The organism is Pseudomonas sp. PKS (assembly GCF_051913525.1).
GTDB classification, from domain to species: Bacteria; Pseudomonadota; Gammaproteobacteria; order Pseudomonadales; family Pseudomonadaceae; genus Aquipseudomonas; species Aquipseudomonas guariconensis_D.
In genome coordinates this window covers 37252-62079 of record NZ_JBEGDO010000007.1, presented here as the reverse complement: position 1 = coordinate 62079, position 24828 = coordinate 37252, and the positions used below count along the sequence as shown (strand labels likewise).

The 24828-nt window shown below is 64.0% G+C and carries 25 protein-coding genes and 1 other RNA gene; 10 read left to right on the top strand and 16 right to left on the bottom strand.

Going from position 1 to position 24828, the window contains the following annotated elements:
- Positions 1-30 precede the first annotated feature (30 nt).
- Positions 31-1398 (top strand): CYTH domain-containing protein, encoded by a 1368-nt coding sequence (locus ABOA88_RS09635; protein ID WP_367851494.1) that lies wholly within the window; start codon positions 31-33, stop codon positions 1396-1398.
- Positions 1399-1491: 93 nt separating this feature from the next.
- Here the strand turns inward: ABOA88_RS09635 and ABOA88_RS09630 are convergent, their stop codons facing one another.
- Positions 1492-1962: an Lrp/AsnC family transcriptional regulator gene (locus tag ABOA88_RS09630; protein WP_196170687.1), complete on the bottom strand. Its 471-nt coding sequence runs from the start codon at positions 1960-1962 to the stop codon at positions 1492-1494.
- Positions 1963-2088: 126 nt separating this feature from the next.
- On the opposite strand from ABOA88_RS09630, the gene ABOA88_RS09625 reads away from it, so the two are divergent.
- The 3 genes from ABOA88_RS09625 to ABOA88_RS09615 all read left to right on the top strand — a co-directional run bounded on the left by ABOA88_RS09625 (position 2089) and on the right by ABOA88_RS09615 (position 4634).
- Positions 2089-2415, top strand: coding sequence for a hypothetical protein (locus ABOA88_RS09625; protein ID WP_367851493.1), 327 nt, complete (start codon positions 2089-2091; stop codon positions 2413-2415).
- A gap of 129 nt (positions 2416-2544) precedes the next feature.
- Positions 2545-4227, top strand: coding sequence for a GspE/PulE family protein (locus tag ABOA88_RS09620; RefSeq protein WP_367851492.1), 1683 nt, complete (start codon positions 2545-2547; stop codon positions 4225-4227).
- A gap of 92 nt (positions 4228-4319) precedes the next feature.
- The gene (locus ABOA88_RS09615) at positions 4320-4634 is read left to right on the top strand and encodes a DUF2388 domain-containing protein (RefSeq protein WP_196170690.1); all 315 of its coding nucleotides are present in this window, start codon (positions 4320-4322) and stop codon (positions 4632-4634) included.
- A 225-nt stretch (positions 4635-4859) separates the two neighbouring features.
- Here ABOA88_RS09615 and gcvP read toward each other — a convergent pair whose 3' ends face one another.
- The 10 genes from gcvP to ABOA88_RS09565 all read right to left on the bottom strand — a co-directional run bounded on the left by gcvP (position 4860) and on the right by ABOA88_RS09565 (position 17230).
- Positions 4860-7733 carry an aminomethyl-transferring glycine dehydrogenase gene (gene gcvP / locus ABOA88_RS09610; protein WP_196170691.1) on the bottom strand — a complete coding sequence of 958 codons (2874 nt, stop codon included), beginning with the start codon at positions 7731-7733 and terminating at the stop codon, positions 4860-4862.
- 168 nt (positions 7734-7901) lie between these two features.
- A complete protein-coding gene (gcvH, locus tag ABOA88_RS09605) occupies positions 7902-8285 on the bottom strand; it encodes a glycine cleavage system protein GcvH (protein ID WP_196170692.1) in 384 nt (127 codons plus the stop codon).
- A gap of 47 nt (positions 8286-8332) precedes the next feature.
- Positions 8333-9415, bottom strand: a complete 1083-nt coding sequence (gene gcvT / locus ABOA88_RS09600) for a glycine cleavage system aminomethyltransferase GcvT (RefSeq protein ID WP_196170693.1) — start codon at positions 9413-9415, stop codon at positions 8333-8335.
- Between the two features lie 126 nt (positions 9416-9541).
- Positions 9542-11164 (bottom strand): ABC transporter permease, encoded by a 1623-nt coding sequence (locus ABOA88_RS09595; protein ID WP_367851491.1) that lies wholly within the window; start codon positions 11162-11164, stop codon positions 9542-9544.
- A 156-nt stretch (positions 11165-11320) separates the two neighbouring features.
- Positions 11321-12322 (bottom strand): extracellular solute-binding protein, encoded by a 1002-nt coding sequence (locus ABOA88_RS09590; RefSeq protein ID WP_070571787.1) that lies wholly within the window; start codon positions 12320-12322, stop codon positions 11321-11323.
- Positions 12323-12419: 97 nt separating this feature from the next.
- Entirely contained in the window at positions 12420-13637 is a 1218-nt protein-coding gene (locus tag ABOA88_RS09585) for a 2-octaprenyl-3-methyl-6-methoxy-1,4-benzoquinol hydroxylase (protein ID WP_367851538.1), read from the bottom strand.
- A 9-nt stretch (positions 13638-13646) separates the two neighbouring features.
- On the bottom strand, positions 13647-14129 hold the full coding sequence (locus ABOA88_RS09580) for a DUF4442 domain-containing protein (protein WP_196170695.1): 483 nt from the start codon (positions 14127-14129) through the stop codon (positions 13647-13649).
- Entirely contained in the window at positions 14126-15325 is a 1200-nt protein-coding gene (ubiH, locus tag ABOA88_RS09575; RefSeq protein WP_196170696.1) for a 2-octaprenyl-6-methoxyphenyl hydroxylase, read from the bottom strand. Before ubiH ends, ABOA88_RS09580 begins: the two co-directional genes overlap by 4 nt.
- On the bottom strand, positions 15322-16656 hold the full coding sequence (pepP, locus tag ABOA88_RS09570) for a Xaa-Pro aminopeptidase (protein ID WP_367851490.1): 1335 nt from the start codon (positions 16654-16656) through the stop codon (positions 15322-15324). The genes ubiH and pepP overlap by 4 nt, the downstream gene beginning before the upstream one ends.
- A gap of 19 nt (positions 16657-16675) precedes the next feature.
- Positions 16676-17230, bottom strand: a complete 555-nt coding sequence (locus ABOA88_RS09565) for a YecA/YgfB family protein (protein ID WP_043212150.1) — start codon at positions 17228-17230, stop codon at positions 16676-16678.
- A gap of 153 nt (positions 17231-17383) precedes the next feature.
- On the opposite strand from ABOA88_RS09565, the gene ABOA88_RS09560 reads away from it, so the two are divergent.
- The 4 genes from ABOA88_RS09560 to ABOA88_RS09545 all read left to right on the top strand — a co-directional run bounded on the left by ABOA88_RS09560 (position 17384) and on the right by ABOA88_RS09545 (position 18793).
- On the top strand, positions 17384-17593 hold the full coding sequence (locus tag ABOA88_RS09560) for a TIGR02449 family protein (RefSeq protein ID WP_043212148.1): 210 nt from the start codon (positions 17384-17386) through the stop codon (positions 17591-17593).
- The gene (locus ABOA88_RS09555; protein ID WP_043212146.1) at positions 17590-17907 is read left to right on the top strand and encodes a cell division protein ZapA; all 318 of its coding nucleotides are present in this window, start codon (positions 17590-17592) and stop codon (positions 17905-17907) included. Before ABOA88_RS09560 ends, ABOA88_RS09555 begins: the two co-directional genes overlap by 4 nt.
- Before the next feature lie 17 nt (positions 17908-17924).
- A non-coding RNA gene (gene ssrS / locus ABOA88_RS09550) (6S RNA) lies at positions 17925-18104 on the top strand.
- A gap of 80 nt (positions 18105-18184) precedes the next feature.
- On the top strand, positions 18185-18793 hold the full coding sequence (locus ABOA88_RS09545; RefSeq protein WP_196170699.1) for a 5-formyltetrahydrofolate cyclo-ligase: 609 nt from the start codon (positions 18185-18187) through the stop codon (positions 18791-18793).
- A gap of 18 nt (positions 18794-18811) precedes the next feature.
- Here the strand turns inward: ABOA88_RS09545 and ABOA88_RS09540 are convergent, their stop codons facing one another.
- Positions 18812-18961 (bottom strand): hypothetical protein, encoded by a 150-nt coding sequence (locus tag ABOA88_RS09540; protein ID WP_167358061.1) that lies wholly within the window; start codon positions 18959-18961, stop codon positions 18812-18814.
- A gap of 177 nt (positions 18962-19138) precedes the next feature.
- Between ABOA88_RS09540 and ABOA88_RS09535 the strand changes: the two genes are divergently transcribed.
- A complete protein-coding gene (locus ABOA88_RS09535) occupies positions 19139-19591 on the top strand; it encodes an EVE domain-containing protein (RefSeq protein WP_196170700.1) in 453 nt (150 codons plus the stop codon).
- A 99-nt stretch (positions 19592-19690) separates the two neighbouring features.
- Here ABOA88_RS09535 and ABOA88_RS09530 read toward each other — a convergent pair whose 3' ends face one another.
- Entirely contained in the window at positions 19691-20095 is a 405-nt protein-coding gene (locus ABOA88_RS09530; RefSeq protein WP_196170701.1) for a flagellar basal body-associated protein FliL, read from the bottom strand.
- A gap of 157 nt (positions 20096-20252) precedes the next feature.
- On the opposite strand from ABOA88_RS09530, the gene ABOA88_RS09525 reads away from it, so the two are divergent.
- Positions 20253-21230: an NADPH:quinone oxidoreductase family protein gene (locus ABOA88_RS09525; RefSeq protein WP_196170702.1), complete on the top strand. Its 978-nt coding sequence runs from the start codon at positions 20253-20255 to the stop codon at positions 21228-21230.
- Between the two features lie 83 nt (positions 21231-21313).
- Here ABOA88_RS09525 and ABOA88_RS09520 read toward each other — a convergent pair whose 3' ends face one another.
- From ABOA88_RS09520 to ubiD, 3 genes are all read right to left on the bottom strand, one after another.
- A complete protein-coding gene (locus tag ABOA88_RS09520; RefSeq protein WP_196170703.1) occupies positions 21314-21964 on the bottom strand; it encodes a gamma-glutamylcyclotransferase in 651 nt (216 codons plus the stop codon).
- A gap of 278 nt (positions 21965-22242) precedes the next feature.
- Positions 22243-23211 carry a CDP-6-deoxy-delta-3,4-glucoseen reductase gene (locus tag ABOA88_RS09515; RefSeq protein ID WP_196170704.1) on the bottom strand — a complete coding sequence of 323 codons (969 nt, stop codon included), beginning with the start codon at positions 23209-23211 and terminating at the stop codon, positions 22243-22245.
- Positions 23211-24677: a 4-hydroxy-3-polyprenylbenzoate decarboxylase gene (ubiD, locus tag ABOA88_RS09510; protein WP_070093669.1), complete on the bottom strand. Its 1467-nt coding sequence runs from the start codon at positions 24675-24677 to the stop codon at positions 23211-23213. Before ubiD ends, ABOA88_RS09515 begins: the two co-directional genes overlap by 1 nt.
- Positions 24678-24828: the final 151 nt, after the last annotated feature.

Sequence of the window (24828 nt, the reverse complement as noted above, 5' to 3'; positions counted from 1 at the left end):
GGCAACGATGCCCCCTCCTTCGAGTCTGCGATGCACAAAGAAACCGAACTCAAGCTCCGCGCCAGCCGCGAGACCCTTGCCGCCCTGCGCGAGCACCCCCTGCTGAAGAAGCGCAACAAGTCCGGCTGGCAGACCCGCGAACTGCTCAACCAGTACTTCGACACCCCGGACCGCGACCTCGCGGCCGCCCGAGTCGCCCTGCGCCTGCGCCGGGACGGCGAGCTCATCATCCAGACCCTCAAGTGCCGCGGCCAGAGCGTGGCCGGGCTGTCCGAGCGCAACGAACACGAATGGCACCTGGACAAGGTCAAGCTGGACCTCAAGAAGCTCGACGACACCTGCTGGCCAGAGCAACTGGCGGGGCTGGACAAAAAGACCATCAAGCCGCTGTTCACCACCGATTTCACCCGCGAGTTCGCCGAAATCGCCTGGGGTCGCGGCAAAGCCAAGGTGGTGATCGAAGCCGCCCTTGACCAGGGCTTCGTCATCGCTGGCAAGCGCAAGGAAGAAATCTGCGAGCTGGAGCTGGAGCTGCGCGAAGGTGCCCCTGAAGCGCTGCTGGAACTGGCCGCCGAACTGGCCGCCAGCCTGCCGCTGATGCCCTGCGACATCAGCAAAGCCGAGCGTGGCTACCGCCTGCTCGAGCCCGACAGCTATGAGCTGAGCTTGCCAAACACCGAGCTTGAAGCCGAAACCTCGGTGGATGACGCCTTCGCGGCGCTGGCCTGGCAGTTGCTCGGCAGCAGCCAGCGCCTGGCCGAACAGTACCGTCACAGCGGTCACTGGCGTCTGCTGCAGGACTGGGTGCAGTGCCTGGTCGAACTGCGCGCGCTGGTCAGCACCCTGGGCCAGGCCGCCCCCCGCGCGACCACACGTGACCTGCGTCTGCGCCTGGACGCCCTGCTGGAAGACTGGCGTCCGCTGGTACAGGCCGGCAATGACGACGAAGACGTCCGCCGCGCCGCCCCCGAGCAGTTCGCCGACGAGCTCGAAGATACCCGCTGGGGCCAGTTCTCCCTGGAAACCTCGCGCTGGCTGCTGGCCCGTACCTGGACCGTCGATCGCGCCGGCCGGGGCGAGCGCCAGGGCAAAGCGCACCTGACCAGCTGGCTGGCGCACCTGCTGGGCGAGGAAGGCCGTTCACTGAAGTTGCCCCTGTATGCCCAACGTCCGGAAGACCTTGCCGAGCAACTGCCGCGCATCGAGCAATTGCTGGCCTGGCTGCACCATGCTCGCCACGTGCTCGAGGCGCCGCAGATGGACCGGTTGTATGGCGACCTGAAGAAACTGCATGAGCTGGCGGAACTGCCGATCAGCGATGAACTGCTGGAGGCTCGAATCGAGCAGGCTCGCGCCATCGATCAGAGCCGCGGCTGGAAGCATCTGCTCAAGGCCTGATACCGAGTCGTCTGGTTCGCAGGTGGACCCGCTCCTACAGGTGCGCCGCAGGCTGTGCGCAGCCCTGTGAGAAGGGGTTCACTCGCGAGTGCGTCACCTCGACAATGGCAGGCTGGTCGTGGACTTGATTTCGGACAAGGCCACGATCGAATTGACCTCCTGGATCCCCGGCACGTTGGACAACTTCTCGAAGAAGAACCGTTCGTAGGCTTCGATGTCCGGCGTGACGATGCGCAGCAGGAAATCAACCGATCCCATCAGCACATAACACTCCAGCACCTGCGGAAAGCCCCGGATCGCCTCGGTGAACTCGGTGAAGTTCGAACGCCCATGGGCGTTGAGCTTCACCTCGGCGAAGATCTGCGTGTTGAGGCCAACCTTCTTGCGGTCGAGCAAGGTCACCTGGCCACGAATGATCCCCTCTTCCTTCAAGCGCTGTATGCGCCGCCAGCACGGCGATTGGGAAAGGCCGATGCGCTCGGCGATCTGCGCGCTGGACAGCGACGCATCCTCTTGTAACAGCTCCAGGATGCGGCGATCGTAAGCGTCAAGTTCGCTTTGCATGAACAATTCTCCATTTCGCACGTATTCGAATAGAAATAGCTGCATAAGGGGCCATTCGTTGGAATCATAGCGAAAAAATACCCCCCTCGACCTGCCAGAATGTCTCCCTCGACGATGGAGACCGGCATGAACGCACTCGAACGCCCCGACACCCCGCAACGCACCGACACCTGGGCCGCCAGCGCCGCTCACTGCACCGCACGCTATCGTCTGCAGGCCGAGGTCGAACCGGACAGCCTGTGCCGGGTGCTCAATCTGTTCGCATTGCAGTTCCTCACCCCGCACAGCGTTCATGTGGAGCAGCAGGACGATCTGCTGGACATCGAAGTGGGTGTGGACGGCCTGAGCTGGCATCGGGCCGAAGTCATTGCACAGAAATTGCGCAACCTGGTGTGTGTCGGTGAAGTGCGCCTTGAGAACATGCCGCGGATGGCCGAGGTGGCTGCAAGTTGAGGGCTGCCAGATGGTGTTGGCCTCGTTCGGCTTTTCCTGAGCAAGATCCAGACACTCTTTGCCCCGACGCCTTGACCCGATGCCGGCTAGCCTTCCCCGGGACCGATCCACCCTGGCAAGGAAGCCGCCATGTACACCGACGACACCCACGCCCTCGACCTGAGTCGATTGCTAGACGCCCTGCTCATCGAACAGCACCTGGACGCCAGCGACACCCTACGCGTCCTCGAACAGGCCCATCGCCACCCAGACCAGCATCCGCTGGAGACCATCGCCAGCCTCGACCTCCAAGACCGTCGCCACTCCGACCGACGCCTGGACCTGGACACCCTCTGCCAATGGCTCGCCAACCGGGCCGGCCAACCGTTCATGCGCATAGACCCGCTGCACGTCGACCTGCAGCAGGTCAGCGGCCTGATGTCGCCGGCCTTCGCCCAGCGCCACGGCATCCTTGCCGTGGCCGTGGATGACAGTTGCGTCACAGTGGCCAGCGCCCAGCCCTACCAGTGCGAATGGGAGGCCGACTTGGCCCGCAGCCTGGGCAAGCCGATCCGCCGCGTCCTGGCCAGCCCCGTGCAGGTTCGCCAATTGGCCCAGACCTTCGTTCGCCTGGCCCACTCGGTCAAGGGCGCACAGCGCCAGCAGACTACTGGCCTGGGCGAACTGGAGCATCTGCTGGAGCTCGGCCAGCGCCACACCGAGGCCAGCGCCGACGACGCCCACATCGTGCACATCGTCGACTGGCTGCTGCAGTACGCCATCGAACAGCGTGCCAGCGATATCCACCTCGAACCGCGCCGGGAACAGGGCCAGCTGCGATACCGCATAGATGGCTTGCTGCATACGGTCTATGCATTCCCGGCAGGTGTCATCCTGGCGTTGGTCAGCCGCCTCAAGCACCTGGGGCGCATGGATGTCGCAGAGAAGCGCCGCCCCCAGGACGGCCGGCTGAAAAGCCGCCTGCCGGGCGGTGGCGACGTGGAACTGCGACTGTCCACCTTGCCCACGCCTTTCGGCGAAAAACTGGTACTGCGGCTGTTCGACTCCCAGCAATCGCACCAGGACTTTCACCACCTGGGCCTGGAAGGCGACTTGCTACGCCAATGGCAAGGGCTGCTGAACCACCGCCAAGGCATCGTCCTGGTCACAGGCCCCACAGGCTCGGGCAAGACCAGCACGCTCTATGCCAGCCTACGTCAACTGGCTACACCCCAGGTCAACCTGTGCACCATCGAAGACCCCATCGAGCGCCTGGAACCTGCGTTCAACCAGCTGCAGGTCCAGCCAAGCCTCGACCTGGGGTTTGCCAATGGCGTACGCGCCCTGCTGCGCCAGGACCCGGACATCATCATGATCGGTGAGATACGTGATCGCGAGACCGCCCAGGTCGCGGTGCAGGCAGCCCTGACGGGGCACCTGGTGCTTTCCACCCTTCACACCGACGACACCTGCAGCGCGATCACCCGCCTGCAGGAGCTGGGTGTGGCGGACTACCTGCTCAAAGCCACGCTGCTCGGCGTCATGGCTCAGCGTCTGGTGCGTACCTTCTGCTGCGACTGCCAGGGCACGGCAGCCCTCGACGGTCTTGCCTGTCGTGCATGCCGGGGGACGGGGTTTCATGGCCGCACGGGGCTGTTCGAGCTGTTGGTCCCAAGCGAAGGGCTACGCGCCAGCATCGGCTCCAACAGTGATCTGGCCGCCCTGCGTCGGATGGCTCTGGCGGAAGGGTTACAGGACCTGCGCCACTGCGGTGAGGTGAAAATCAGCGCCGGGCAGACCAGCCTGGCGGAGGTGCTCAGGGTCTGCTCCTGAGGAAAATTCCCTTGTATTCAGGGAACTTGCGTCACTCAGACACGATCCAAACGGCCACTCCCACAACCCTCACCACTCGAGGTGAATGCACCATGCGTCTCAAAACCGCCATCGCAGCCGCCGCCCTGCTCTCGCTGCCTGTTGGCTCCGCCATGGCCGATACCTTCTGGCGTAACGTCATGACTTCCGGCGCGACCACCGCGTCGAGCTACCTGACCTCCCGAGACCACAAGATGGTCGTGGCCGCCCAGGACGATGCCGGCAGCTTCGTTGCCAGCGAAGGCGCCATCCGTGGGCCATACCTGGAGGCAGCGATCCGTAAGGTGCGCGCCGACAACCCTGGCATGCAAGCGACCGACATGGACCTGGCCAACGCCATCCTGGCCAAGAACGCCGTCGTCGAGTAACAGCGCAGGGCCCTTCCGACAGATCCATCTCGGGCCTGTACGAGCAACGGTCTTGCTCCGTGGCGTCTTGTTCGCGGGTAAACCCGCTCCCATTGGTCCGCGCTGGCCCTGTGGGAGCGGCTGACCCGCAAGCAGACGACTCAGACGCTGGGGTTATCTAACCGCTGCTTCGACCGCCCATTTCCCTCTGCTTCACCACCTACCTTGGATGGCCTGACATCGGCCTCAGCGATACGCCTCCACCGGCACGCACGAGCAGAACAGGTTCCTGTCCCCATACACGTTGTCGACCCGGTTCACCGCTGGCCAGTACTTGTGCAAGCGCACGTGAGCACTGGGGGCTACGCCTTGCTCCAGGCTGTAGGGGCGCGTCCAGGGCGCTAGCACATCGGCCAGGGTATGCGGGGCATGCTTGAGCGGGTTGTCCTCGGCGGGCCAGTTGCCGTCCTTCACTTCATCGATCTCCGCCCGGATCGCCAGCATCGCCTCGACAAAGCGGTCCAGCTCAGCCTTGGATTCGCTCTCGGTCGGCTCGACCATCAAGGTACCCGGCACCGGGAAGGACATGGTCGGCGCATGGAAGCCGTAGTCCATCAGGCGCTTGGCCACGTCCTCCTCGGTGATGCCGGTCAGCGCCTTGAGCGGGCGCAGGTCGAGGATGCATTCGTGGGCCACACGCTCGTTGCGGCCCCGGTACAACACCGGGAACGCGCCATCGAGCCGGTGGGCCAGGTAGTTGGCCGAAAGGATCGCCACCTCGCTGGCATCGGCCAGTTGCGGCCCCATCATCGCGATGTACATCCAGCTGATCGGCAAGATGCTCGCACTGCCCCAGGGCGCAGCGCTGACTGCACTGTTGTTCGGGTCGAGCCCTGGCACCGGCACCACCGGGTGGCTGGCAACGAACGACTTGAGGTGGGCACGCACCCCGATCGGCCCCATGCCGGGGCCCCCACCGCCATGGGGGATGCAGAAGGTCTTGTGCAGGTTCATGTGCGAGACGTCGGCACCGATGTCGGCCGGCCGTGTCAGGCCGACCTGGGCATTGAGGTTGGCGCCGTCCATGTACACCTGGCCACCCTGCTGGTGGATGACTTCACAGATCTCGCGAATGCCTTCCTCGTAGACCCCATGGGTCGAGGGGTAGGTGATCATCAGGCAGGAAAGCCTATCGCCAGCAGCGCGTGCCTTGGCCTTGAGGTCGTCGAGGTCGACGTTGCCATCATCGTCGCAATCGACGATCACCACCTCCATGCCAGCCATCTGCGCCGACGCAGGGTTTGTACCGTGCGCCGATGATGGAATCAGGCACAGGGTCCGCTGCGGCTGATGGCGGCTCTGGTGATAGCGGGTGATTGCCATCAACCCTGCATATTCGCCTTGGGCGCCCGAATTGGGCTGCATGCAGATGGCATCGAAGCCGGTGATGGCGCACAACCAGCTTTCCAGCTCGTCGATCATGCCCTTGTAGCCCTGGGCCTGGCCTGCGGGGACGAAGGGATGCAGCGAGGCGAAGCCAGGCCAGGTGATGGGGATCATCTCGCTGGTGGCATTGAGCTTCATGGTGCACGAGCCCAGCGGGATCATCGACTGGTTCAGCGCCAGGTCCTTGTTCTCCAGCTGCTTGAGGTAGCGCAGCATCTCGGTTTCGCTGTGGTGCAGGTTGAACACCGGATGCGTGAGCAACGGCGTACGCCGGACCAGAGCCCCCGGAATGCCTTCGGGGAGTGCCAAGGCGTCGAGGTCGGCGATGCGCAGTCCATGGTCGACGCCCAGGAAGATATCGAACAGGCGCATCACCGTCGCCTCGGTACAGGTCTCGTCCAGGCTGACGCCCAGGTGTCCGCGCCCAAGAATGCGCAAATTGATCCGGGCCTTCTCGGCGCTTTCGATGATCGCCGCCTGGGTACCGCCGACGTCGAGGGTCAAGGTATCGAAGAAGTGCTGGTTTACCCGCTTGATGCCCTTGGCCTCGAGGCCTGCGGCAAGGACGAACGTCAGCCGATGAACCCGCTGGGCGATGCGCCTGAGCCCTTCAGGACCATGGTAGACCGCGTAGAACCCGGCGATGTTGGCCAACAGCACCTGAGCAGTGCAGATGTTGGAATTGGCCTTCTCGCGGCGGATGTGCTGCTCGCGGGTCTGCAAGGCCATGCGCAGGGCGGTATTGCCGCGGGCATCGCGTGAGACGCCGATGATGCGCCCCGGCATCGCCCGCTTGAACTCATCACGACAGGCAAAATACGCGGCATGGGGGCCGCCATAGCCCATGGGTACGCCAAAACGCTGGGTCGAGCCCAGCACCACATCGGCCCCCAGTTCTCCGGGCGGGGTGAGCACCACCAGGCTGAGGATATCCGCCGCGACGCAGGCCAGGGCGTGCTGGCCATGCAGTTGGTCGATCAGCGGACGCAGGTCGCGCACTTCTCCATGGGTGTCGGGATACTGCAACAAAGCGCCGAACACCTGATGCTTGCCCAGGTTGTCCAGCGAATCGACGATCAGCTCGAAGCCGAAGCCCTCGGCGCGGGTGCGCAGCACCGAGAGCGTTTGCGGATGGCAGTGCTCGTCGGCAAAGAAGACATTGCTCTTGCTCTTGGCCATCCGCTTGGCTAGGGCCATGGCCTCGGCCGCCGCAGTGGCTTCATCGAGCAACGAGGCATTGGCCAGGGCTAGGCCGGTCAGGTCGATCACCGTCTGCTGGAAGTTCAGCAGCGCCTCCAGCCGCCCTTGGGCGATTTCCGGCTGGTAGGGCGTGTAGGCGGTGTACCAGCCCGGATTCTCCAGCACGTTGCGCAGGATGACGGTGGGCGTGATGGTCCCGTGGTAACCCATGCCGATCAGGCTGGTCCAGATCTGGTTCTGCTCCGCGTACCCGGCCAGCTTGGCCAGGGCAGCTTGCTCATCCAGGGCGGGCGGAAGGTCCAGCGGGCGGGCCAGGCGGATGCCTGGGGGGACGGTCTGCTCGATCAGTTCGGTGCGACTGGCGATACCGAGGGCATCGAGCATGGCCTTCTGCTCCGAGGCATCAGGCCCCAGGTGACGACGCAGGAAGGGGTTGAGCTCTTGCAGTTGACTCAAGGATGGCGACTGGGACATGGCGATCGTCTCTTCCTGGACCAGGTCTCATGGAGACTTACAAGTCTAGGAAGGGATTGCCCATGCTGCGTGAAAACTTGCGTTGTTCAGTGACTTCTTCGCGGGTAAACCCGCTCCCATAGGCTTCGGATCACGCCTGCAGGAGGGGTTTACGTGCGCCAGGAAGGCTTACTCGCCGATGGCAGCTTGGTAGCCAGCAGCGTCCAGCAGGTTGTCCAGCTCGGCTGGGTTGCTTGGCTTGAGCTTGAAGATCCAGGCACTGTAGGGCTCTTCGTTGAGCAGTTCAGGGCTGTCAGCCAGGTCTTCGTTGACGGCGATGACTTCGCCGGCCACAGGTGCGTAGATATCCGAAGCGGCCTTGACCGACTCGACCACGCCCGCGGCGTCACCGGCGGCAAACACCTTGCCCACTTCTGCCAGTTCGACGAACACCACATCACCCAGGGCTTGCTGGGCATGATCGCTGATACCGACGGTCACGCTGCCGTCGGCTTCCAGGCGTGCCCACTCGTGGCTTTCGGCAAAACGCAGTTCGGCGGGGATATTGCTCATCTGTTGTCTTCCTCGATTGGCTCAGCGGTCAGCCCGCCGGTAATTGTTCAGATCAGAATCTTTCCATGGCGCACGAAGGTCGGCTTGACCACCCGCACCGGATACCACTTGCCACGAATCTCCACCTCGGCACGCTCGCCCGTGGCCATGGGCACACGCGCCAAGGCGATGGATTTGCTCAGCGTAGGCGAGAAACTACCACTGGTGATCTCTCCTTCGCCAATCCCGGCTACCCGCACCACCTGATGGGCGCGCAGTACACCACGTTCCTCCAGCACCAGGCCGACCAGTTTCTCCTGCACACCCTGCTCGATTTCCGCAAGCAGGCCGGTACGCCCGATGAAGTCGCGCTCGGCCGGTTCCCAGGCGACGCTCCAGCCCAGGTTGGAGGTCAGCGGGGTATGGTTTTCGTCAATGTCCTGGCCGTAAAGGTTCATGCCAGCTTCCAGGCGCAACGTGTCGCGCGCACCGAGGCCGCTCGGCGCAATGCCTGCACCGACCAGATCGTTGAAGAAGGCCGGGGCCTGCTGGCCGGGGAAGATGATCTCCAGGCCGTCCTCGCCGGTGTAGCCGGTGCGGGCAATGAACCAGTCACCTTCGGCGACCCCTTCGAACGGGCGCAGCTCACGCACCAGCGCAGCGCGCGAGGCACTGAGCAACTGGGCGACTTTTTCGCGGGCATGAGGGCCCTGGATGGCGAGGATGGCGAGCTCGGAGCGCTCGACGAAATTGACGGCGAAACCGGCGCTCTGCGCCTGCAACCAGGTGAGGACTTTGTCGCGGGTGGCGGCGTTGGCCACCAGGCGATAGCCGATTTCCGTGCGGTAGGCGATCAGGTCGTCGATAACGCCGCCGTCGGCGTTGAGCAACGGGCTGTACAGCGCCTTGCCGGGGCTGTCCAGACGGGCCACATCGTTGGCCAACAAACGTTGCAGCCAGGGTGTGGCCTGGTCGCCGGCAACGTCGATGACGGTCATGTGGGATACATCGAAGACGCCGCAGTCACTGCGCACCTGATGGTGCTCTTCGACTTGCGAACCGTAGTGCAGGGGCATGTCCCAACCACCGAAATCGACCATCTTGGCGCCGAGCGCCAGGTGCAGGTCATACAGAGGCGTACGCTGTCCCATGGGTTTCTCCTTCCGGGCGTGGCGAGGCAGCGGCGGTCGGCAACGTTGATTCGTTACCTGATCTTGTTCAGGACCCGCCGCAGCGAATGCCGCGCATTGTAGCCGCAAGGGCGGAGCCTGGCACCCTCAGTGACGATGCCCGGGACGTCGAGCCGAACGGCGGATCAACCCGATGACCGGCAGCAGGCCGACCAGCACCAGCGTCAGCGCTGGCAGCGAGGCACGTGCCCATTCGCCTTCGCTGGTCATCTCGAACACCCTGACGGCAAGGGTGTCCCAGCCGAACGGTCGCATCAGCAGCGTCGCCGGCATCTCCTTGAGCACATCGACGAACACCAGCAGCGCCGCACTCAGGGCCCCCGGCACCAGCAATGGCAGATACACCTTGAAAAACAACCCCACGCCACCGACCCCCAGACTGCGCGAAGCCTCCGGCAGCGACGGCCGGATACGCTCCAGACTGCTCTCCAGCGGACCGTAGGCCACGGCCATGAAGCGCACCAGGTAGGCCAGCAGCAAAGCCCAGAGGCTGCCCAGCAGCAACGGTTTGCCGGCGCCGCCCAACCATCGGGACAGCGGTACCACCCATTGATTGTCCAGGTAGCTGAAGGCAAGCATGATCGACACGGCCAGTACCGAGCCGGGCAGGGCATAGCCCAGGTTGGCCACGCCCACCCCGACGCGGATGCCCCGGGTTGGCGACTGGCGCCGCGCAAAGGCCAGCAGCAGGGCCACGCTGACCGTGATCAAAGCGGCCATGGCGCCCAGGTAGAGGGTATGCAGCACCAGGCCGACGTACCGCTCGTCAAGGTCATGCCGACCCCGCTGCCAGAACCACGCCAGCAACTGCAGCAGCGGGATGACGAAGGCACAGGCGAATACCAGCAGGCACCACCCGGTAGCCGCCAGCGCCTTGAGGCCGCGCAGGTGATAGAGCACCTGCCCCCGGGGCCGCTCGTTGCCCTGGCGGGTTTTGCCGCGAGCCCGCCGCTCACCGTACAGCACCAGCATCACCACCAGCAGCAACAGGCTGGCCAGCTGCGCCGCGCTGGAAAGGCTGAAGAAGCCATACCAGGTCTTGTAGATGGCCGTGGTGAAGGTATCGAAGTTGAACACCGCAACGGCGCCGAAATCTGCCAGGGTTTCCATGAGAGCCAAGGCGATGCCCGCACCGATGGCGGGCCGGGCCATGGGCAGCGCCACGCGCCAGAATGCCTGCAGCGGCGACAGTCCAAGCACGCGTGCCGCCTCCATCAACCCCTTGCCCTGGGCCAGGAAGGCGCTACGCGCCAGTAGGTAGACGTAGGGGTAGAACACCAGCACCAGCACGGTGATCACACCGCCAGTGGAGCGTACCCGTGGCAGGCGCATGGGCCCGAACACCTCACGCAGGGCAGTCTGCACGGGGCCAGCGAAATCGAGCAGGCCGACGAAGACGAATGCCAGCACGTAGGCTGGGATGGCGAAGGGCAGCATCAGCGCCCAGTCCAGCCAGCGTCTACCGGGGAACTGGCAAAGGCTAGTCAGCCAGGCCAGGCTCACGCCCAGCACCGTCACCCCGACGCCCACCCCCAGCACCAGCGTGAGCGTGTTGCCCAGCAAGCGGCTCATCTGGGTGTCGAGCAGGTGCGACCAGATCTGCATGTCGATCGACTGCCAGGCCAGCAGCAGCACACTAAGGGGCAAGAGCACCAAAGCAGCGACGAGAAAGACTGGGAGGTACCAACGGCGTTGGAGGGTGTGGGGCAAGGCGAACGTCTCTGTGCTGATGGCGACCGCTGCGCGGTCGTTCGCGGGTAAACCCGCTCCCACCAGGACCTGCGCACGCTCAAGGGAGCAGGTGTTCCTGGGGAGCGGGTTACCCGCGAAGGGCCTTTGCAGGCCCTGAAGGATAAAGCCTGGGGCTTAGTTCCAGCCAGCCCGGTCCATCAAGCGGATGGCCTCGGCCTGGCGTTTTCCGGCCACTTCCACCGGAATGCTGTCGGCCTTGAAACTACCCCAGGCCGCGACTTCCTCGGACGGTTGGACCTTCGGGTTGGCCGGGAATTCCTGGTTGATGTCGGCAAACAGCTTCTGCGCCTCGACGCCGGTCATCCACTCGACCAGCTTCTTCGCCGCCTCCGGATGCGGCGCGTGCTTGGTCAGGCCAATGCCCGACAAGTTGACATGCACGCCACGGTCGCCCTGGTTGGGCCAGAACAGCTTGACCGGCAGGTTGGGCTTTTCCTTGTGCAGACGACCGTAGTAGTAAGTGTTGACGATGCCCACGTCGCATTGGCCGGCCTCGATGGCCTGGAGCACAGCAGTGTCGTCGGAGAACACATCGGTGGACAGGTTGTTGACCCAACCCTTGATGATTTCCTGGGTCTTGGCCTCGCCGTGGTTCTCGATCAGGGTCGCGGTCAGCGACTGGTTGTAGACCTTCTTGGCCGTGCGCAGGCACAGACGGCCTTCCCATTGCTTGTCGGCCAGGGCTTCGTAGGTGGTCAGTTCCTGGGGTTTTACCCGCTCGGTGGAGTAGGCAATGGTCCGCGCACGCAGGCTCAGGCCTGTCCAGTCGTGGGAGGAAGCGCGGTACTGGGAAGGGATGTTCTGGTCGATGACGTCCGATTTGATCGGTTGCAGGATGCCCATCTGCTCAGCCTGCCAGAGGTTGCCAGCATCGACGGTGAGCAGCAGGTCGGCCACGCCGTTCTCGCCCTCGGCCTTGATGCGTTGCATCAATGGGGCTTCCTTGTCGGTGATGAACTTGATCTTGACGCCGGTCTTGGCGGTGTAGGCGTCGAACACTGGCTTGATCAGCTCGTCGATGCGCGAGGAATACACCACCACTTCGTCCGCCGCCTGGGCAGTGCCGCCGAACAGGGTCAGGGCCAGGGCGGCCAATAGGGGCTTGCGTGGCAACATCGGGGTATTCCTCGCTGAGTTGAGAGGTGCAAATGGTAGTGAATCCCATTATCCACCTCACCTGCGCAGACGTTACCGAATGTTGCCAGACTATCCCTCAGGCCTTGGCCAACGCCGGCAGGTCCCCGGAAAGCCCCAGCGCCTGGCGCACGAACAACGCCTTGGCCTCCGGCATCTGCTCCACCAGCTTCAACCCGCTGTTGCGTAGCCAGCGCAGCGGCAATGGATCGGCCTGGAACAAGCGCTCGAAACCTTCCATCGCTGCCATCAACGCCAAGTTGTGCGGCATGCGTCGCCGCTCGAAGCGGCTCAGCACCTTCACGTCGGCCAGCCGTTCGCCACGCTCGCAGGCGCGTTCCAGCTCCTCGGCCAACACGGCAGCATCCAGGAAGCCCAGGTTGACGCCCTGTCCTGCCAGCGGATGGATGGTGTGCGCGGCGTCGCCGATCAGCGCCAACCCCTCGTCCACATAACGCTTGGCATGGCGCTGGCGCAGCGGCACGCAAACCCGCGGATCGGCACTCAACACCTCACCCAGGTGTCCCTCGAAAGCACGACCGAGCGCCTCGCAGAAGGCGGCGTCATCCAAGGCCATGAGTTTCTCGGCCTGCTCCGGCGTGGTCGACCAGACGATCGAGCACCAGGCCTGCCCGTCATCACGGGACAACGGCAGGAAGGCCAGAGGCCCTTCATCGGTAAAGCGTTGCCAGGCCGTGGCCTGGTGCGCCTCGCTGCAGCGCACGCTGGTGACGATGGCATGGTGCAGGTAATCCCACTCACGGGTTTCACAACCGGTCAGCTTGCGGACCGCGGAGTTGGCGCCATCGGCGGCCACCACCAGCGGCGCACGCAGGGTCCGCCCATCGGCCAAGGTCAGCAGCCATTCGTCGCCAGAGCGGCGCATCTGCTCCAGGCGAGCATTGGGCAACAGGCCGACGTCACTGTCGTGAAGACGCTCCAGCAGGCCATCCTGCACCACCCGGTTCTCGACGATATGGCCGAGCACCTGGGCGTGCACGCTGGCTGCCGAGAAGTGGATCTGACCCGTGCCGCTGCCATCCCAGACGTGCATGTCCGTGTACGGCGAGACCCGCCGCCCGGCGATGCCTTCCCAGGCGCCCAGGCGCTCGAGGATGCGTTGGCTGGCCGCCGACAGGGCACTGACGCGCGGTTCGAACGGCCCTTGGGCGTCGAAGGGTTTGACCGACAGCGGGCTGCCGTCGAGCAGGAGAATTTCCAGGCCGCTGTGGCGCAAGGCCAACGCCAGGGCGCTGCCGACCATACCGGCACCGACAATCAACAGATCTGCGCGCATGTCCATGCCTTACGCCTGCCTCGCTTGCGGCTTGAGCCGCACATAAAGGGTTTTATCGACCCGCGCCACCAGCTCGCCGGCGCCGTCGCGGATATCGACCTGCAAACGAGGCAGGTACTTCTTGCCGCTGGCGGTCTGCTGGCGAATGTCCTCCAGCAACGCGTCATCGATATGGAAATCAGCGAACACTGGGCCTTTGCCGGGTGCGATGAAGTCGATGCTGGCAGCCTTGTCCCAGACGATGTATTCACGCCCGAGTCGCTCGATCAATAACAACATGTAGAAAGGATCGACCATCGAATAGAGGCTGCCGCCGAACTGGGTGCCGACATAATTACGGTTCCAACGGGTCAGCTTCATCCGCACCCTGATGCTGCGCATGTCGGGACTGATGTGCTGCACACGGATCCCGGCGCCCAGGTAGGGTGGGTAGAGATTGAGCAGCCACCGCAACATGCGGGCCTTGCGGGCGAGCCTGCGCGAATCGCTCATGCACGGCCTCGCGGGTCGGGACGTGTACCCAGGCCCATGGCCTGGCGGGCAAACCAGCGCTTGGCCGGAGGCAGCAGGTCCAGGCCGAGCAGCCCAAGGTTGCGACCGGCGGCCAGCAAGGGCTGGTTGCTGCCGAACAAGCGGGTCACCTGGTCGGAGAAACCGATGGTCATGGCCTGGTCCAGTTGCTGGCGCTGATGGTAGGCCTGCAACGTGGCCAGGTCGCCCAGCGGCTGCGGGCCGGCCAGCAAGGCCTCGGCCAGCGACTGCACGTCACGCAGCGACAGGTTGAAGCCCTGCCCTGCGATCGGATGCAGGCTGTGGGCCGCGTTGCCCAGCACCACCAGATGTGGACGCACCTGTTCCTGGGCTTCGATCAAGGCAAGCGGATACAGATGGCGCACCCCTACCTGACGCAGGGCGCCCAGGCGGTAGCCGAACACGTCCTGCAGTTCACGCAGGAAGCTGCGCTCATCGATCTCGGCCAAGCGCTGGGCGTCCATCCCTTGGCGGGTCCAGACGAGCGCACAGCGGTTTTCCGGCAGCGGCAGCAAGGCCATCGGGCCCTGCTCGGTGAAGCGTTCGAAGGCCTGCCCGCGATGGGCTTCGCCCGGGGTGATGTTGGCGATCAGTGCGCTTTGCTCATAGGGGGTACGCCGGACATGGATGCCCAGCTGTTCACGCAAGCCCGAGCGGCCACCGTCGGCGAGCACCGCGAGGTCGCATTCGAGGCTGGTGTCGTCGTCCAGCAACAGGCGGTAGCCGCCAGCGATGGCCTGCATGGCCTTGACCTCAGCCGGACAACGCCAGCTCACCACATCGGCATCCAGGCTCTGCCACAGGCATTGGCCAAGCCAGGCGTTCTCCACCACATAGCCCAGCGCCGGCACGCCTTCCTCGATCGCATCCAGGCGGGTGGCGCCGAAGCGGCCACGGTCGGACACCTGGATCTGGCTGATTGGCTCGGCGCGTTGGCTGATCACCTGCCACAGGCCCAACTGCTCATAGATTTGTCGGGTGCCATAGGACAACGCCGAGGAGCGGGCATCGTAGCTGGGCTGGAAACTGTGACCCGGGGCGAAGGGCTCGATCAGCAGGATCTTCCAGCCCCGCGCCTTGGCGCCGGCCTGCAAGGCCAGGGCCAGGCTGGCCCCGACCAGGCCGCCACCGATGATCGCCAGGTTGACCCGGTTCATGCCACGTCCTTGCGGGCGTCGGCCATCAATGCCTCGATCTCGGCAACCGTACGCGGCACGTCGGAGGTCAGAATCTCACAGCCTTGCTTGGTTACCACCACGTCGTCCTCGATCCTTACGCCGATGCCGCGCCATTTCTTCGCGACGTTCTGGTTGTCGGCGGCAATGTAGATACCCGGCTCGACGGTCAGCGCCATGCCCGGCTCGAGCACGCGCCACTGCCCACCCACCTTGTAGTCGCCCACATCGTGCACATCCATGCCCAGCCAGTGGCCGGCGCGGTGCATGTAGAACGCACGATGGGCCTCGCTGTCGATCAGCGCCTGCACGTCACCCTTGAGCAACCCCAACTCCACCAGCCCTTCGGTGATGACCCGCACGGTCGCCTCATGGGCGTGATTCCAGTGCTTGCCCGGCGCGATTTCGGCGAACGCGGCGGCCTGGGCCTTGAGCACCAGTTCGTAGATAGCCTTCTGCTCCGGCGAGAAACGCCCGCTGACCGGGAAGGTCCGGGTGATGTCGCTGGCATAGCAATCGATTTCACAGCCGGCGTCGATCAGCACCAGGTCGCCATCCTTGAGCGGGGCGTCGTTCTGCTGGTAGTGCAGGATGCAGGCGTTGCGACCAGCCGCGACGATCGAGCCATAGGCCGGCATCTTTGCGCCGCCCTTGCGGAACACGTAATCCAGCTCTGCTTCCAGGCTGTATTCGTGCAACCCGGCCCGGCACGCTTGCATGGCCCGCACGTGAGCCTGCGCGGAAATCTTCGCGGCGGTGCGCATCACCTTCACCTCTGCCGCCGATTTATACAGGCGCATGTCGTGCAGCAGGTGATCCAGGGCAACGAATTCGTTCGGAGGCTGGGCGCCGAGCCGCGCCTTGGAGCGGATCACGTTGATCCACTCCATCAGCCGACGGTCGAACTCGGGATTGCTGCCCATGGCGGTATAGACCCGGTCGCGGCCTTCGATCAGACCGGGCAGGATCTCGTCGATATCGGTGATGGGGAAGGCGTCGTCGGCGCCAAAGTCGCGGATCGCACCTTCCTGGCCGGCACGCAGGCCATCCCACAGCTCACGCTCAGGGTTGCGCTCGCGGCAGAACAGCACGTACTCGCCATGCTCACGGCCAGGGATCAGGGCGATGACCGCCTCGGGCTCGGGGAAGCCGCTCAGGTACTGGAAGTCGCTGTCCTGCCGGTAAACGTGCTCGACGTCGCGATTGCGGATGGCAACCGCGGCCGCCGGCAGGATGGCGATGCTGTTGGGGACCATCTGCGCCATCAGCGCCTTGCGCCGACGGGCATATTCGGCCTTCGGAATATGGCTCATGGGCAGGACCCCCGGGGTATCAGTGCAGCGATGGCTTGGGCGCGGGCGCGGCGGGTTTGGCCAACTCCGTGTACAGCAGCAACGGGGCGACGCGCAGGTATTCCATGACTTCCATGTAGTCGCTCTCGCCGTCCTCGGACTCTTCGAGGGCGTCCTGAACCTGGGAAATGGCCACCAGGTCCTGCAGGACTTCCTTGGCTTCGTCGGAGAGGTCCTTGCCGCCGGCATTGAGGCCGAAGCCTGTGATGAAGCCCTGGCACCATTGGCCCAGGGCAGTGGCACGCTCGGTCAGCGGCGCATCGTCGCCCGGCAGCAGCAGGACAATGGCGATGTCCTCGCCAGTGAGCTCGGCCTTGACCATTTCCTGCAGGCCGAGCAAGGCGGCGCGCACGGCGTCCACCGGCTCGTTCTCCAGCGCACCGGCGGCGTCGGCCAGCCAGGAATCGGCGTCGAAGCCTGCGCCGGCGCAGCTGCGACCGATCAGCAGGCCGTGCAGTTCGGCGGGGGAGACAGGATGGCCATTGCTGGAGAGCAGCGTGGCGAAGGCAGTGTAGGGCGATTGGGTATTGGGCATGGGCAGCTAGGCGCCAGGCGGCGCAATGACTAGAATGAAGACCTTGTATCCTAGCACCGGCAGGCGCGCCAAGACCATCCGCACTGGCTGTACCGCCCCCGGAAGAGGCATGATCGCCAGGCAGTCAACGAGGGAGCGAATCGAGTGCAACCCATGCCAGAGAACGACTTGCAAGCGCTGATGAGCCGATTCGAGTTGCTGATCGAGCGTGTCGAGCAACTAAAACGGCAAAATGCACTCCTACTAGCGCAGGAAAAATCCTGGCGCGAGGAGCGCGCCCACCTCATCGAAAAGAACGAGATCGCAAGGCGCAAGGTCGAGTCGATGATTTTACGCCTCAAGGCCCTGGAGCAAGACTCATGAGTTCAAGCAATAGCGTCACCGTCCAGATCCTCGACAAGGAATACTCGATCATCTGCCCGCCGGAAGAGCGCAACAACCTGGTCAGCGCCGCCCGCTATCTGGATGGCAAGATGCGCGAGATCCGCAGCAGCGGCAAGGTGATCGGCGCGGACCGCATCGCGGTCATGGCAGCCCTGAACATCACCCACGAACTGTTGCACCGTCAGGAGCGTCCGGATGTTGCCGCCAGCGGCACCACACGCGAGCAAGTGCGCGACCTGCTCGAGCGGGTCGACCAGGCGCTGTCCGACGACGCGGATACCAAAATCGGCTGAGCTTGGTATACTGGCGCCACTCCCTGGGGGATGCGCCAGTCGGTTATGTCCCTGAGCCGATACGCACAACCACGGGGGTTGCACGCTGGGGCCGGTGTGCATGTCCGCCCGACGGAAAGCCTTAACGCCCCCTGCAATCTCCACCTTGAACTTTCGGGTTCAAGGGCTACACCGATAGCGGTCTTGTCGGGGAGCCTGAATTTTTCTTGCCCGCCTGCCCTGGCGGGCAAATCGTCCGGTCGCCACGGCGTCCGGCACATCTGGGAACGCCTGTGCCATGACCGACACCGCGCCGCTCACCCGCCCCCAATTGCGCCGTCTGCTTCGCAATGCCCGCCGCGCACTGACACCCGCCCAACAACGCCAAGCCTCCCTCGGCGTCTACCGACAGCTGGCCCAGCATCCGTTGTTCCGCCGCGCCCGACACATCGCCCTGTACCTGCCCAACGATGGCGAGATCGATCCGCGTCTGTTGCTGCGCGAGGCCCAACGACGTGGCAAGCGTGTCTACCTGCCGGTGCTGCATGCCTGGCCGCGCACGCGCATGGTGTTCCAGCGTTTCGAGCACGGCGAAAAGCTACGCCCCAACCGCTTCCGCATTCCTGAACCTGTGGTCGAACGCAAGCGCCAACGGCCGATCTGGTCACTGGACCTGATCCTGCTGCCATTGGTGGGATTCGACGAGGTGGGGGGGCGCCTGGGCATGGGTGGCGGCTTCTATGACCGCAGCCTGGCCTATCAGGCGCGCCGCAAGACGTGGAAGAAACCGCTGCTGCTGGGGCTGGCCCATGAGTGCCAGAAGGTGGAGCGGCTGGCTCAGGCCAGTTGGGATGTTCCGCTCAAGGGGACGGTCTCGGACCGAGGCTGGTACCTGGCGCCGACTTGAACGGCGCCCGCGGCCAGATCAGCGCTGCGGCTGGGCTGGATCGACCGGCATCTGGTAGGCGGCGTCTACCTTGCGCTCAAGGAAACTCTGGGCATAACCGGTGGTGACGACACCCAGGCCAAAGATAAAGACCAGGATCCAGAGCAGGTCCGGTTTGCGTTGGTTCATTGATGATTGCCCCCCTAGGCAAACAGTCAGGCTCGGCAACCTTCTTGGTGCTGCCGGAGCGTCAAGCTTAAAATCGGCGCATTTTCCGACAACCTGAGTCGACACGCAAACGTTGACGCCAACCGACTGTCGGTTAAATGCGTCAGGTTATTTCAAACTTTTTCAGGAGCCTCACCCATGGCCTATTGGCTGATGAAATCCGAGCCCGACGAGCTCTCCATCGAAGCCCTGGCAGGCCTTGGACAGGCGCGCTGGGATGGGGTGCGCAACTATCAGGCCCGTAATTTCCTGCGCGCCATGAGCGTGGGCGATGAGTTCTTCTTCTACCACTCCAGCTGCCCGCAGCCAGGCATTGCCGGTATCGCACGCATCACTGCCTCGGCCTATCCCGACCCGACCGCGCTCGACCCCGAGAGCCACTACTACGACGCTAAGGCCACTGCCGAGAAGAACCCCTGGAGCGCCGTGGACGTGGCACACGTGAAGACCTTTCGCCAGGTGCTGGGCCTCGGGCTGCTCAAGCAGCAGGCCGCGCTCGACGAACTGCCATTGGTGCAAAAAGGCAGCCGGTTGTCGGTGATGCCGGTCACGGCCGAACAATGGGCGGCGATTTTGGCGCTGACGCCCTGACCCAGTGCATGGGGCCGCTTTGCGACCCTTTGCGGTAACGCCGCTCCCACAGGCCCGGCGGTAATCCTTGCGGAAGCGGGTTCACCCGCGAAACAGCCTTTACTGCACGATCAGGTTATTGAACAACAAGTCCTCGACAATCGGCTTGCCTTCCTCGGCCTCCATCACCTGCTGGACCTGCTTGAGCGCTTCTTGGCGCAGCTTTTCCTTGGCCTCGACATTGCTCATGTTGTCCACACCCTGCTGGGTGAACAGTGCCACCAGCTGGTTGCGAATCAGCGGTTCATGGTGCTTGACCGCGCTGGCCGCGGCATCACCGGTCACGCGCAGGGCCACGTCGGCCTTGTACACCCGCAGCTTGGGGCTGCCGTCGAGGGCATAGTTGCCGACGAAAGGTGGGCTCAGGCTGATGTAGGACACCTTGGGCTCTCCTTCCTTGGCTTCCTCGGCCAGGGCCGTCACCGGCAACAGCAAGGCCAGCATCATCAAGATCCACGCTTTCACGAATTCGCTCCTCAATACAGTTGGCGCCAGCTTACCCAGCACATCGCTCAAACCCAAGCCCGGGCTTATGCCGCCCCATCAGGGCGGGGCATGCTCGTTGACCCGTCTCGTGCCCCTCCTACACTTATCGGCCAACGCACGCAAAGGAATAGCCCCGATGAAAGCAGTGTTGTGCAAAACCCTCGGCCCTGCGCAAAACCTGGTGCTGGAGGAGGTTGCAAGCCCGGTACCGAAGAAGAACGAGCTTCTGCTGGACGTTCACGCCGCCGGTGTCAACTTTCCCGACACCTTGATCATCGAGGGCAAGTACCAGTTCCAGCCACCGCTGCCGTTCTCCCCCGGTGGCGAAGCGGCCGGCGTGGTGTCGGCGGTCGGCGAGAAGGCCGGCGCCTTCGCGGTCGGCGACCGGGTCATGGCTTTGACCGGCTGGGGCGCCTTCGCCGAGCAGGTCGCCGTGCCCTTCTATAACGTGCTGCCGATTCCCGCGTCGATGGACTTCGCCACCGCTGCAGCGTTCGGCATGACCTATGGCACCTCGATGCATGCCCTGCGCCAGCGCGGCCAACTCAAAGCCGGCGAAACCCTCCTGGTGCTCGGCGCGTCCGGTGGCGTGGGCTTGGCCGCAGTGCAGATCGGCAAAGCCATGGGCGCCCGGGTAATCGCGGCGGCCAGCAGCGCCGAGAAGCTCGCCGTCGCCAAGGCCGCCGGGGCCGATGAGCTGATCGACTACGGCCAGGCCAGCCTGAAGGATGAAATCAAGCGCCTGACCGGCGGCCAGGGCGTGGATGTGGTCTACGACCCGGTGGGTGGCGAACTGTTCGAGCAGGCTGTACGCGGTCTGGCCTGGAACGGCCGACTACTGGTGGTGGGTTTTGCCAGCGGGACCATCCCCCAGCTACCCGTGAATCTGGCACTGCTCAAGGGTGCCGCAGTGCTGGGCGTGTTCTGGGGTGCTTTCGCCCAGCGCCAGCCCGAGGACAACGCTGCCAACTTCCGCCAGTTGTTCGCCTGGCATGCCGAGGGCAAGCTCAAGCCGCTGGTGTCGCAGACTTATGCGCTGGCAGAAGCCGGAGCAGCCATCGAGCGATTGGCGCAGCGCAAGGCCGTGGGCAAGTTGGTGGTGCTGACCAAATAGAACGTCATGGGGCTGGCGAGGCCTGCTCAGGGCGGCAAGGCAGCCCCGAGGGTCGCAAGCACTCAATGGGGAACAGGCGTTTCCTACACCTCACGCAGGTTATGGCACCTGCGGAACCGCGCTTCCAGATTGCGATCGGGCATCTGATGGCTGCGCAAGGCGTTGAGCGTTTGTTCGACATAATCCCGGGTACTGCCATAGCGCCCCTTGGCGCTGGCCAGAATCTGGCTGAGCAACGCGTCCGGCAGATTGCCCGCATAGCACGGCAGATGTCGCTCCAGCACAAAGCCCAGGGCCTGCACCTTGCTGCCGTCGCTCAACCGGCAGTTGAGCCAATGCGGCCGGTAGGCCGGGTACGGCATCTCGCGTTGCCACAGGGCCATCAGCGAGTCATCCAGGTTGTTCTCGTCCAGGCGGTAGGCAAAACCGCTGCACGAGCCGCCACGGTCCAGGCCGAACACAAGCCCCGGGCAATCGGGCGTGCCACGGTGCTCGTGGGACCATAGATACAGGCCCCGGTGATACCCATGCACCCGCGCCCGCTGGCGCTCGACCGAATTGCATTCCGGTCGCCAGATCAGCGAACCGTAGGCGAACAACCACACCGGCCCACCTTCGTGGCGCGACATGGTCAGTTTCATGGAGTGATGCAACTGCTCATGGGTCAACTGCTGACCGAAATCCAGCGAAGGTGGATATGTCACCTGCCACGATGAACTTTCAAGTGCCGACATCATGCTGCCGCCATTATTCCCCGTAAACTACCGAAGGCTGTCACTGTAAAAGCCGTGACGCCCCGCTGGAATTACCGTACGGCAGAAAGTGCCTTGAACTCAAGCCAAAAGTGTTGCCTCAGGCCAGTATTCATCTGCCTTTGCGGATAACAGCCAAGTATTGTTCCGAGTATAGTGAAAGTTATTAACCGCGGCGGCAACAATGAGCGCCTTATAATACTGACGAAACTCTTCGGTTATTAAAAACGGCACACCCTTGCGGCGTGCCGTGTGCTGTTTCAGGCCCGCGGCGCGTAGGCGAAAACATCGGCGCGCATGCGATGCGCGTCCATGCCGGCCTCGACCAGCGCATCCAGGGTCGCATAGACCATGGTGGGCGAGCCGCTGGCATAGACATGCACGTGATTCAGGTCAGCGATATCTTCGCAGACCGCTTCATGCAACAGCCCGCAGCGTCCTTCCCAACCGCACAGATCACTCACCACCTTGTGCAGGAACAGATTCGGCAACTGCTCCCACTCGGCCCAATGCTCGATCTGGTAGAAGTCCTCGGGTCGACGCACGCCCCAATACAGGTGAACCGGGTGCTTGAAGCCTTGAGCGCGACAATGCTCGATCAGACTGTGCATCTGGCCCATGCCGGTACCGGCGGCGATCAACACCAGCGGCCCGTCCGGCAATTCGGCCAGGTGCGCGTCACCGAACGGCAGCTCGATACGCGCCACGCCATCGCGCTGCAACTGGCTGATCAGTTGCCGGGCGCTGTTTTCACGTGCCAGCACATGCAGCTCCAGGTCACGACCGCCATGGGGGGCCGATGCCAGGGAGAAGGCCGCCTTGTCGGCTCCCTCACGCTCGATCATCAGGTATTGTCCGGCGTGATAGCGCGGTGGCTTGCCGGCGGGGGCGCGCAGGCGCACGCGCCAGACATCGCCACCGACCTCGACGCACTCACTCAAGGTGCAGGCCAGCTTGCGCACCGGCAACTCACCCAGGGCCAGCACACCATCCCAGAGCACCACGCAGTCCTCCAGCGGCTCGGCGATGCAGGTGAACAGCTCGCCATGATCGCGAACTTCACCCTCTTGGCGCACGCGCCCCTCTACCAGCAGCGCGGCGCAAACGTGGCAATTGCCGTTGCGGCAGCTGTTGGGGCAGTCATAACCCAGACGCCGGGCCGCATCCAGAATCCGTTCTCCGGGCTCGACGGCCAGTACCGCTCCGGACGGCTGCAACGTTACCTGCATCAATCTATTCCCAACTGATCCCACAGCTCATCGATACGGCGGGTGACGGCCTCGTCCTTGACGATGGCACGCCCCCATTCGCGTGTAGTCTCGCCCGGCCACTTGTGCGTGGCATCCAGGCCCATCTTCGACCCCAGGCCCGATACCGGCGACGCGAAGTCGAGGTAGTCGATCGGCGTGTTGTCGATCATCACCGTATCACGCTTGGGGTCCATGCGCGTGGTGATGGCCCAGATCACGTCGTTCCAGTCGCGGGCGTTGATGTCATCGTCGGTGACAATAACGAACTTGGTGTACATGAACTGTCGCAGGAACGACCACACACCCAGCATCACGCGCTTGGCGTGCCCTGGATACTGCTTTTTCATGGTCACCACCGCCATCCGGTACGAGCAGCCTTCCGGCGGCAGGTAGAAATCCACGATCTCCGGGAACTGCTTCTGCAGGATCGGCACGAACACTTCGTTCAGCGCCACGCCCAGGATCGCCGGCTCATCAGGCGGACGGCCAGTGTAGGTGCTGTGGTAGATCGGCTTTTGCCGGTGAGTGATGCGCTCGACGGTGAAGACCGGGAAGCTGTCCACCTCGTTGTAGTAACCGGTGTGATCGCCATACGGCCCTTCCGGGGCCATTTCGCCTGGGTGGATCACCCCTTCGAGGATGATTTCGGCAGTGGCTGGCACCTGCAGGTCGCTGCCACGGCATTTGACCAGCTCGGTGCGATTGCCGCGCAACAGGCCTGCGAAGGCGTATTCGGAGAGCGTGTCCGGCACCGGGGTCACGGCGCCGAGGATGGTCGCCGGGTCCGCACCCAAGGCAACGGCCACGGGGAATGGCTGGCCGGGGTGCTTCTCGCACCACTCACGGTAGTCCAGCGCGCCGCCACGGTGGCTCAGCCAACGCATGATGACCTTGTTGCGGCCAATCAGCTGCTGGCGGTAGATGCCGAGGTTCTGACGATCCTTGTTGGGGCCGCGGGTGACGGTCAGGCCCCAGGTGATCAGTGGCGCCACATCGCCTGGCCAGCAGTGCTGGATCGGCAGTTGGGTGAGGTCGACATCTTCGCCCTCGACCACGACTTCTTGGCACACCGCATCCTTGACGACTTTCGGCGCCATGGACACGACTTTCTTGAAGATCGGCAGCTTGGACCAGGCGTCCTTGAGGCCTTTCGGCGGCTCGGGCTCCTTGAGGAAGGCCAGCAGCTTACCGATTTCACGCAGCTCATCGACCGACTCGGCGCCCATGCCCATGGCCACTCGCTCCGGCGTCCCGAACAGGTTGCCCAGCACAGGCATGTCGAAGCCGGTGGGCTTCTCGAACAGCAGCGCCGGGCCCTTGGCGCGCAGGGTGCGGTCGCAGACTTCGGTCATTTCCAGGATGGGGGAGATCGGAACCTGGATGCGCTTGAGTTCACCGCGCTGTTCCAGGCCACGGATGAAGTCGCGCAAGTCGCGATACTGCATGCAGGAGCCTCGTGTTGGCCGTATCGATCGGGTTGCAGAGTGTAGCGCCGTTCAAGGCTTTGTTGGGGGCAAAAATGACTTGGGGCCGCTTCGCGGCCCTTCGCATGTAAACCTGCTCCCACCAGGATCGCACGAAACCTGTGGAAGCGGA

What these genes read in the sequence shown, in the direction of transcription:
- gcvH (WP_196170692.1), bottom strand. Translation starts at nt 8,285, where the DNA reads ATGAGCAATATCCCCGCCGAACTGCGTTTTGCCGAAAGCCACGAGTGG.
- ABOA88_RS09525 (WP_196170702.1), top strand. Translation starts at nt 20,253, where the DNA reads ATGAAAGCAGTGTTGTGCAAAACCCTCGGCCCTGCGCAAAACCTGGTG.
- ABOA88_RS09620 (WP_367851492.1), top strand. Translation starts at nt 2,545, where the DNA reads ATGTACACCGACGACACCCACGCCCTCGACCTGAGTCGATTGCTAGAC.
- pepP (WP_367851490.1), bottom strand. Translation starts at nt 16,656, where the DNA reads ATGAGCCATATTCCGAAGGCCGAATATGCCCGTCGGCGCAAGGCGCTG.
- ABOA88_RS09520 (WP_196170703.1), bottom strand. Translation starts at nt 21,964, where the DNA reads ATGTCGGCACTTGAAAGTTCATCGTGGCAGGTGACATATCCACCTTCG.
- ABOA88_RS09540 (WP_167358061.1), bottom strand. Translation starts at nt 18,961, where the DNA reads ATGAACCAACGCAAACCGGACCTGCTCTGGATCCTGGTCTTTATCTTT.
- ABOA88_RS09535 (WP_196170700.1), top strand. Translation starts at nt 19,139, where the DNA reads ATGGCCTATTGGCTGATGAAATCCGAGCCCGACGAGCTCTCCATCGAA.
- ABOA88_RS09585 (WP_367851538.1), bottom strand. Translation starts at nt 13,637, where the DNA reads ATGCGCGCAGATCTGTTGATTGTCGGTGCCGGTATGGTCGGCAGCGCC.
- ABOA88_RS09615 (WP_196170690.1), top strand. Translation starts at nt 4,320, where the DNA reads ATGCGTCTCAAAACCGCCATCGCAGCCGCCGCCCTGCTCTCGCTGCCT.
- ABOA88_RS09635 (WP_367851494.1), top strand. Translation starts at nt 31, where the DNA reads ATGCACAAAGAAACCGAACTCAAGCTCCGCGCCAGCCGCGAGACCCTT.
- ABOA88_RS09515 (WP_196170704.1), bottom strand. Translation starts at nt 23,211, where the DNA reads ATGCAGGTAACGTTGCAGCCGTCCGGAGCGGTACTGGCCGTCGAGCCC.
- ABOA88_RS09560 (WP_043212148.1), top strand. Translation starts at nt 17,384, where the DNA reads ATGCCAGAGAACGACTTGCAAGCGCTGATGAGCCGATTCGAGTTGCTG.
- gcvT (WP_196170693.1), bottom strand. Translation starts at nt 9,415, where the DNA reads ATGGGACAGCGTACGCCTCTGTATGACCTGCACCTGGCGCTCGGCGCC.
- ABOA88_RS09555 (WP_043212146.1), top strand. Translation starts at nt 17,590, where the DNA reads ATGAGTTCAAGCAATAGCGTCACCGTCCAGATCCTCGACAAGGAATAC.
- ABOA88_RS09545 (WP_196170699.1), top strand. Translation starts at nt 18,185, where the DNA reads ATGACCGACACCGCGCCGCTCACCCGCCCCCAATTGCGCCGTCTGCTT.
- ubiD (WP_070093669.1), bottom strand. Translation starts at nt 24,677, where the DNA reads ATGCAGTATCGCGACTTGCGCGACTTCATCCGTGGCCTGGAACAGCGC.
- ubiH (WP_196170696.1), bottom strand. Translation starts at nt 15,325, where the DNA reads ATGAACCGGGTCAACCTGGCGATCATCGGTGGCGGCCTGGTCGGGGCC.
- ABOA88_RS09565 (WP_043212150.1), bottom strand. Translation starts at nt 17,230, where the DNA reads ATGCCCAATACCCAATCGCCCTACACTGCCTTCGCCACGCTGCTCTCC.
- ABOA88_RS09590 (WP_070571787.1), bottom strand. Translation starts at nt 12,322, where the DNA reads ATGTTGCCACGCAAGCCCCTATTGGCCGCCCTGGCCCTGACCCTGTTC.
- ABOA88_RS09580 (WP_196170695.1), bottom strand. Translation starts at nt 14,129, where the DNA reads ATGAGCGATTCGCGCAGGCTCGCCCGCAAGGCCCGCATGTTGCGGTGG.
- ABOA88_RS09630 (WP_196170687.1), bottom strand. Translation starts at nt 1,962, where the DNA reads ATGCAAAGCGAACTTGACGCTTACGATCGCCGCATCCTGGAGCTGTTA.
- ABOA88_RS09625 (WP_367851493.1), top strand. Translation starts at nt 2,089, where the DNA reads ATGAACGCACTCGAACGCCCCGACACCCCGCAACGCACCGACACCTGG.
- gcvP (WP_196170691.1), bottom strand. Translation starts at nt 7,733, where the DNA reads ATGTCCCAGTCGCCATCCTTGAGTCAACTGCAAGAGCTCAACCCCTTC.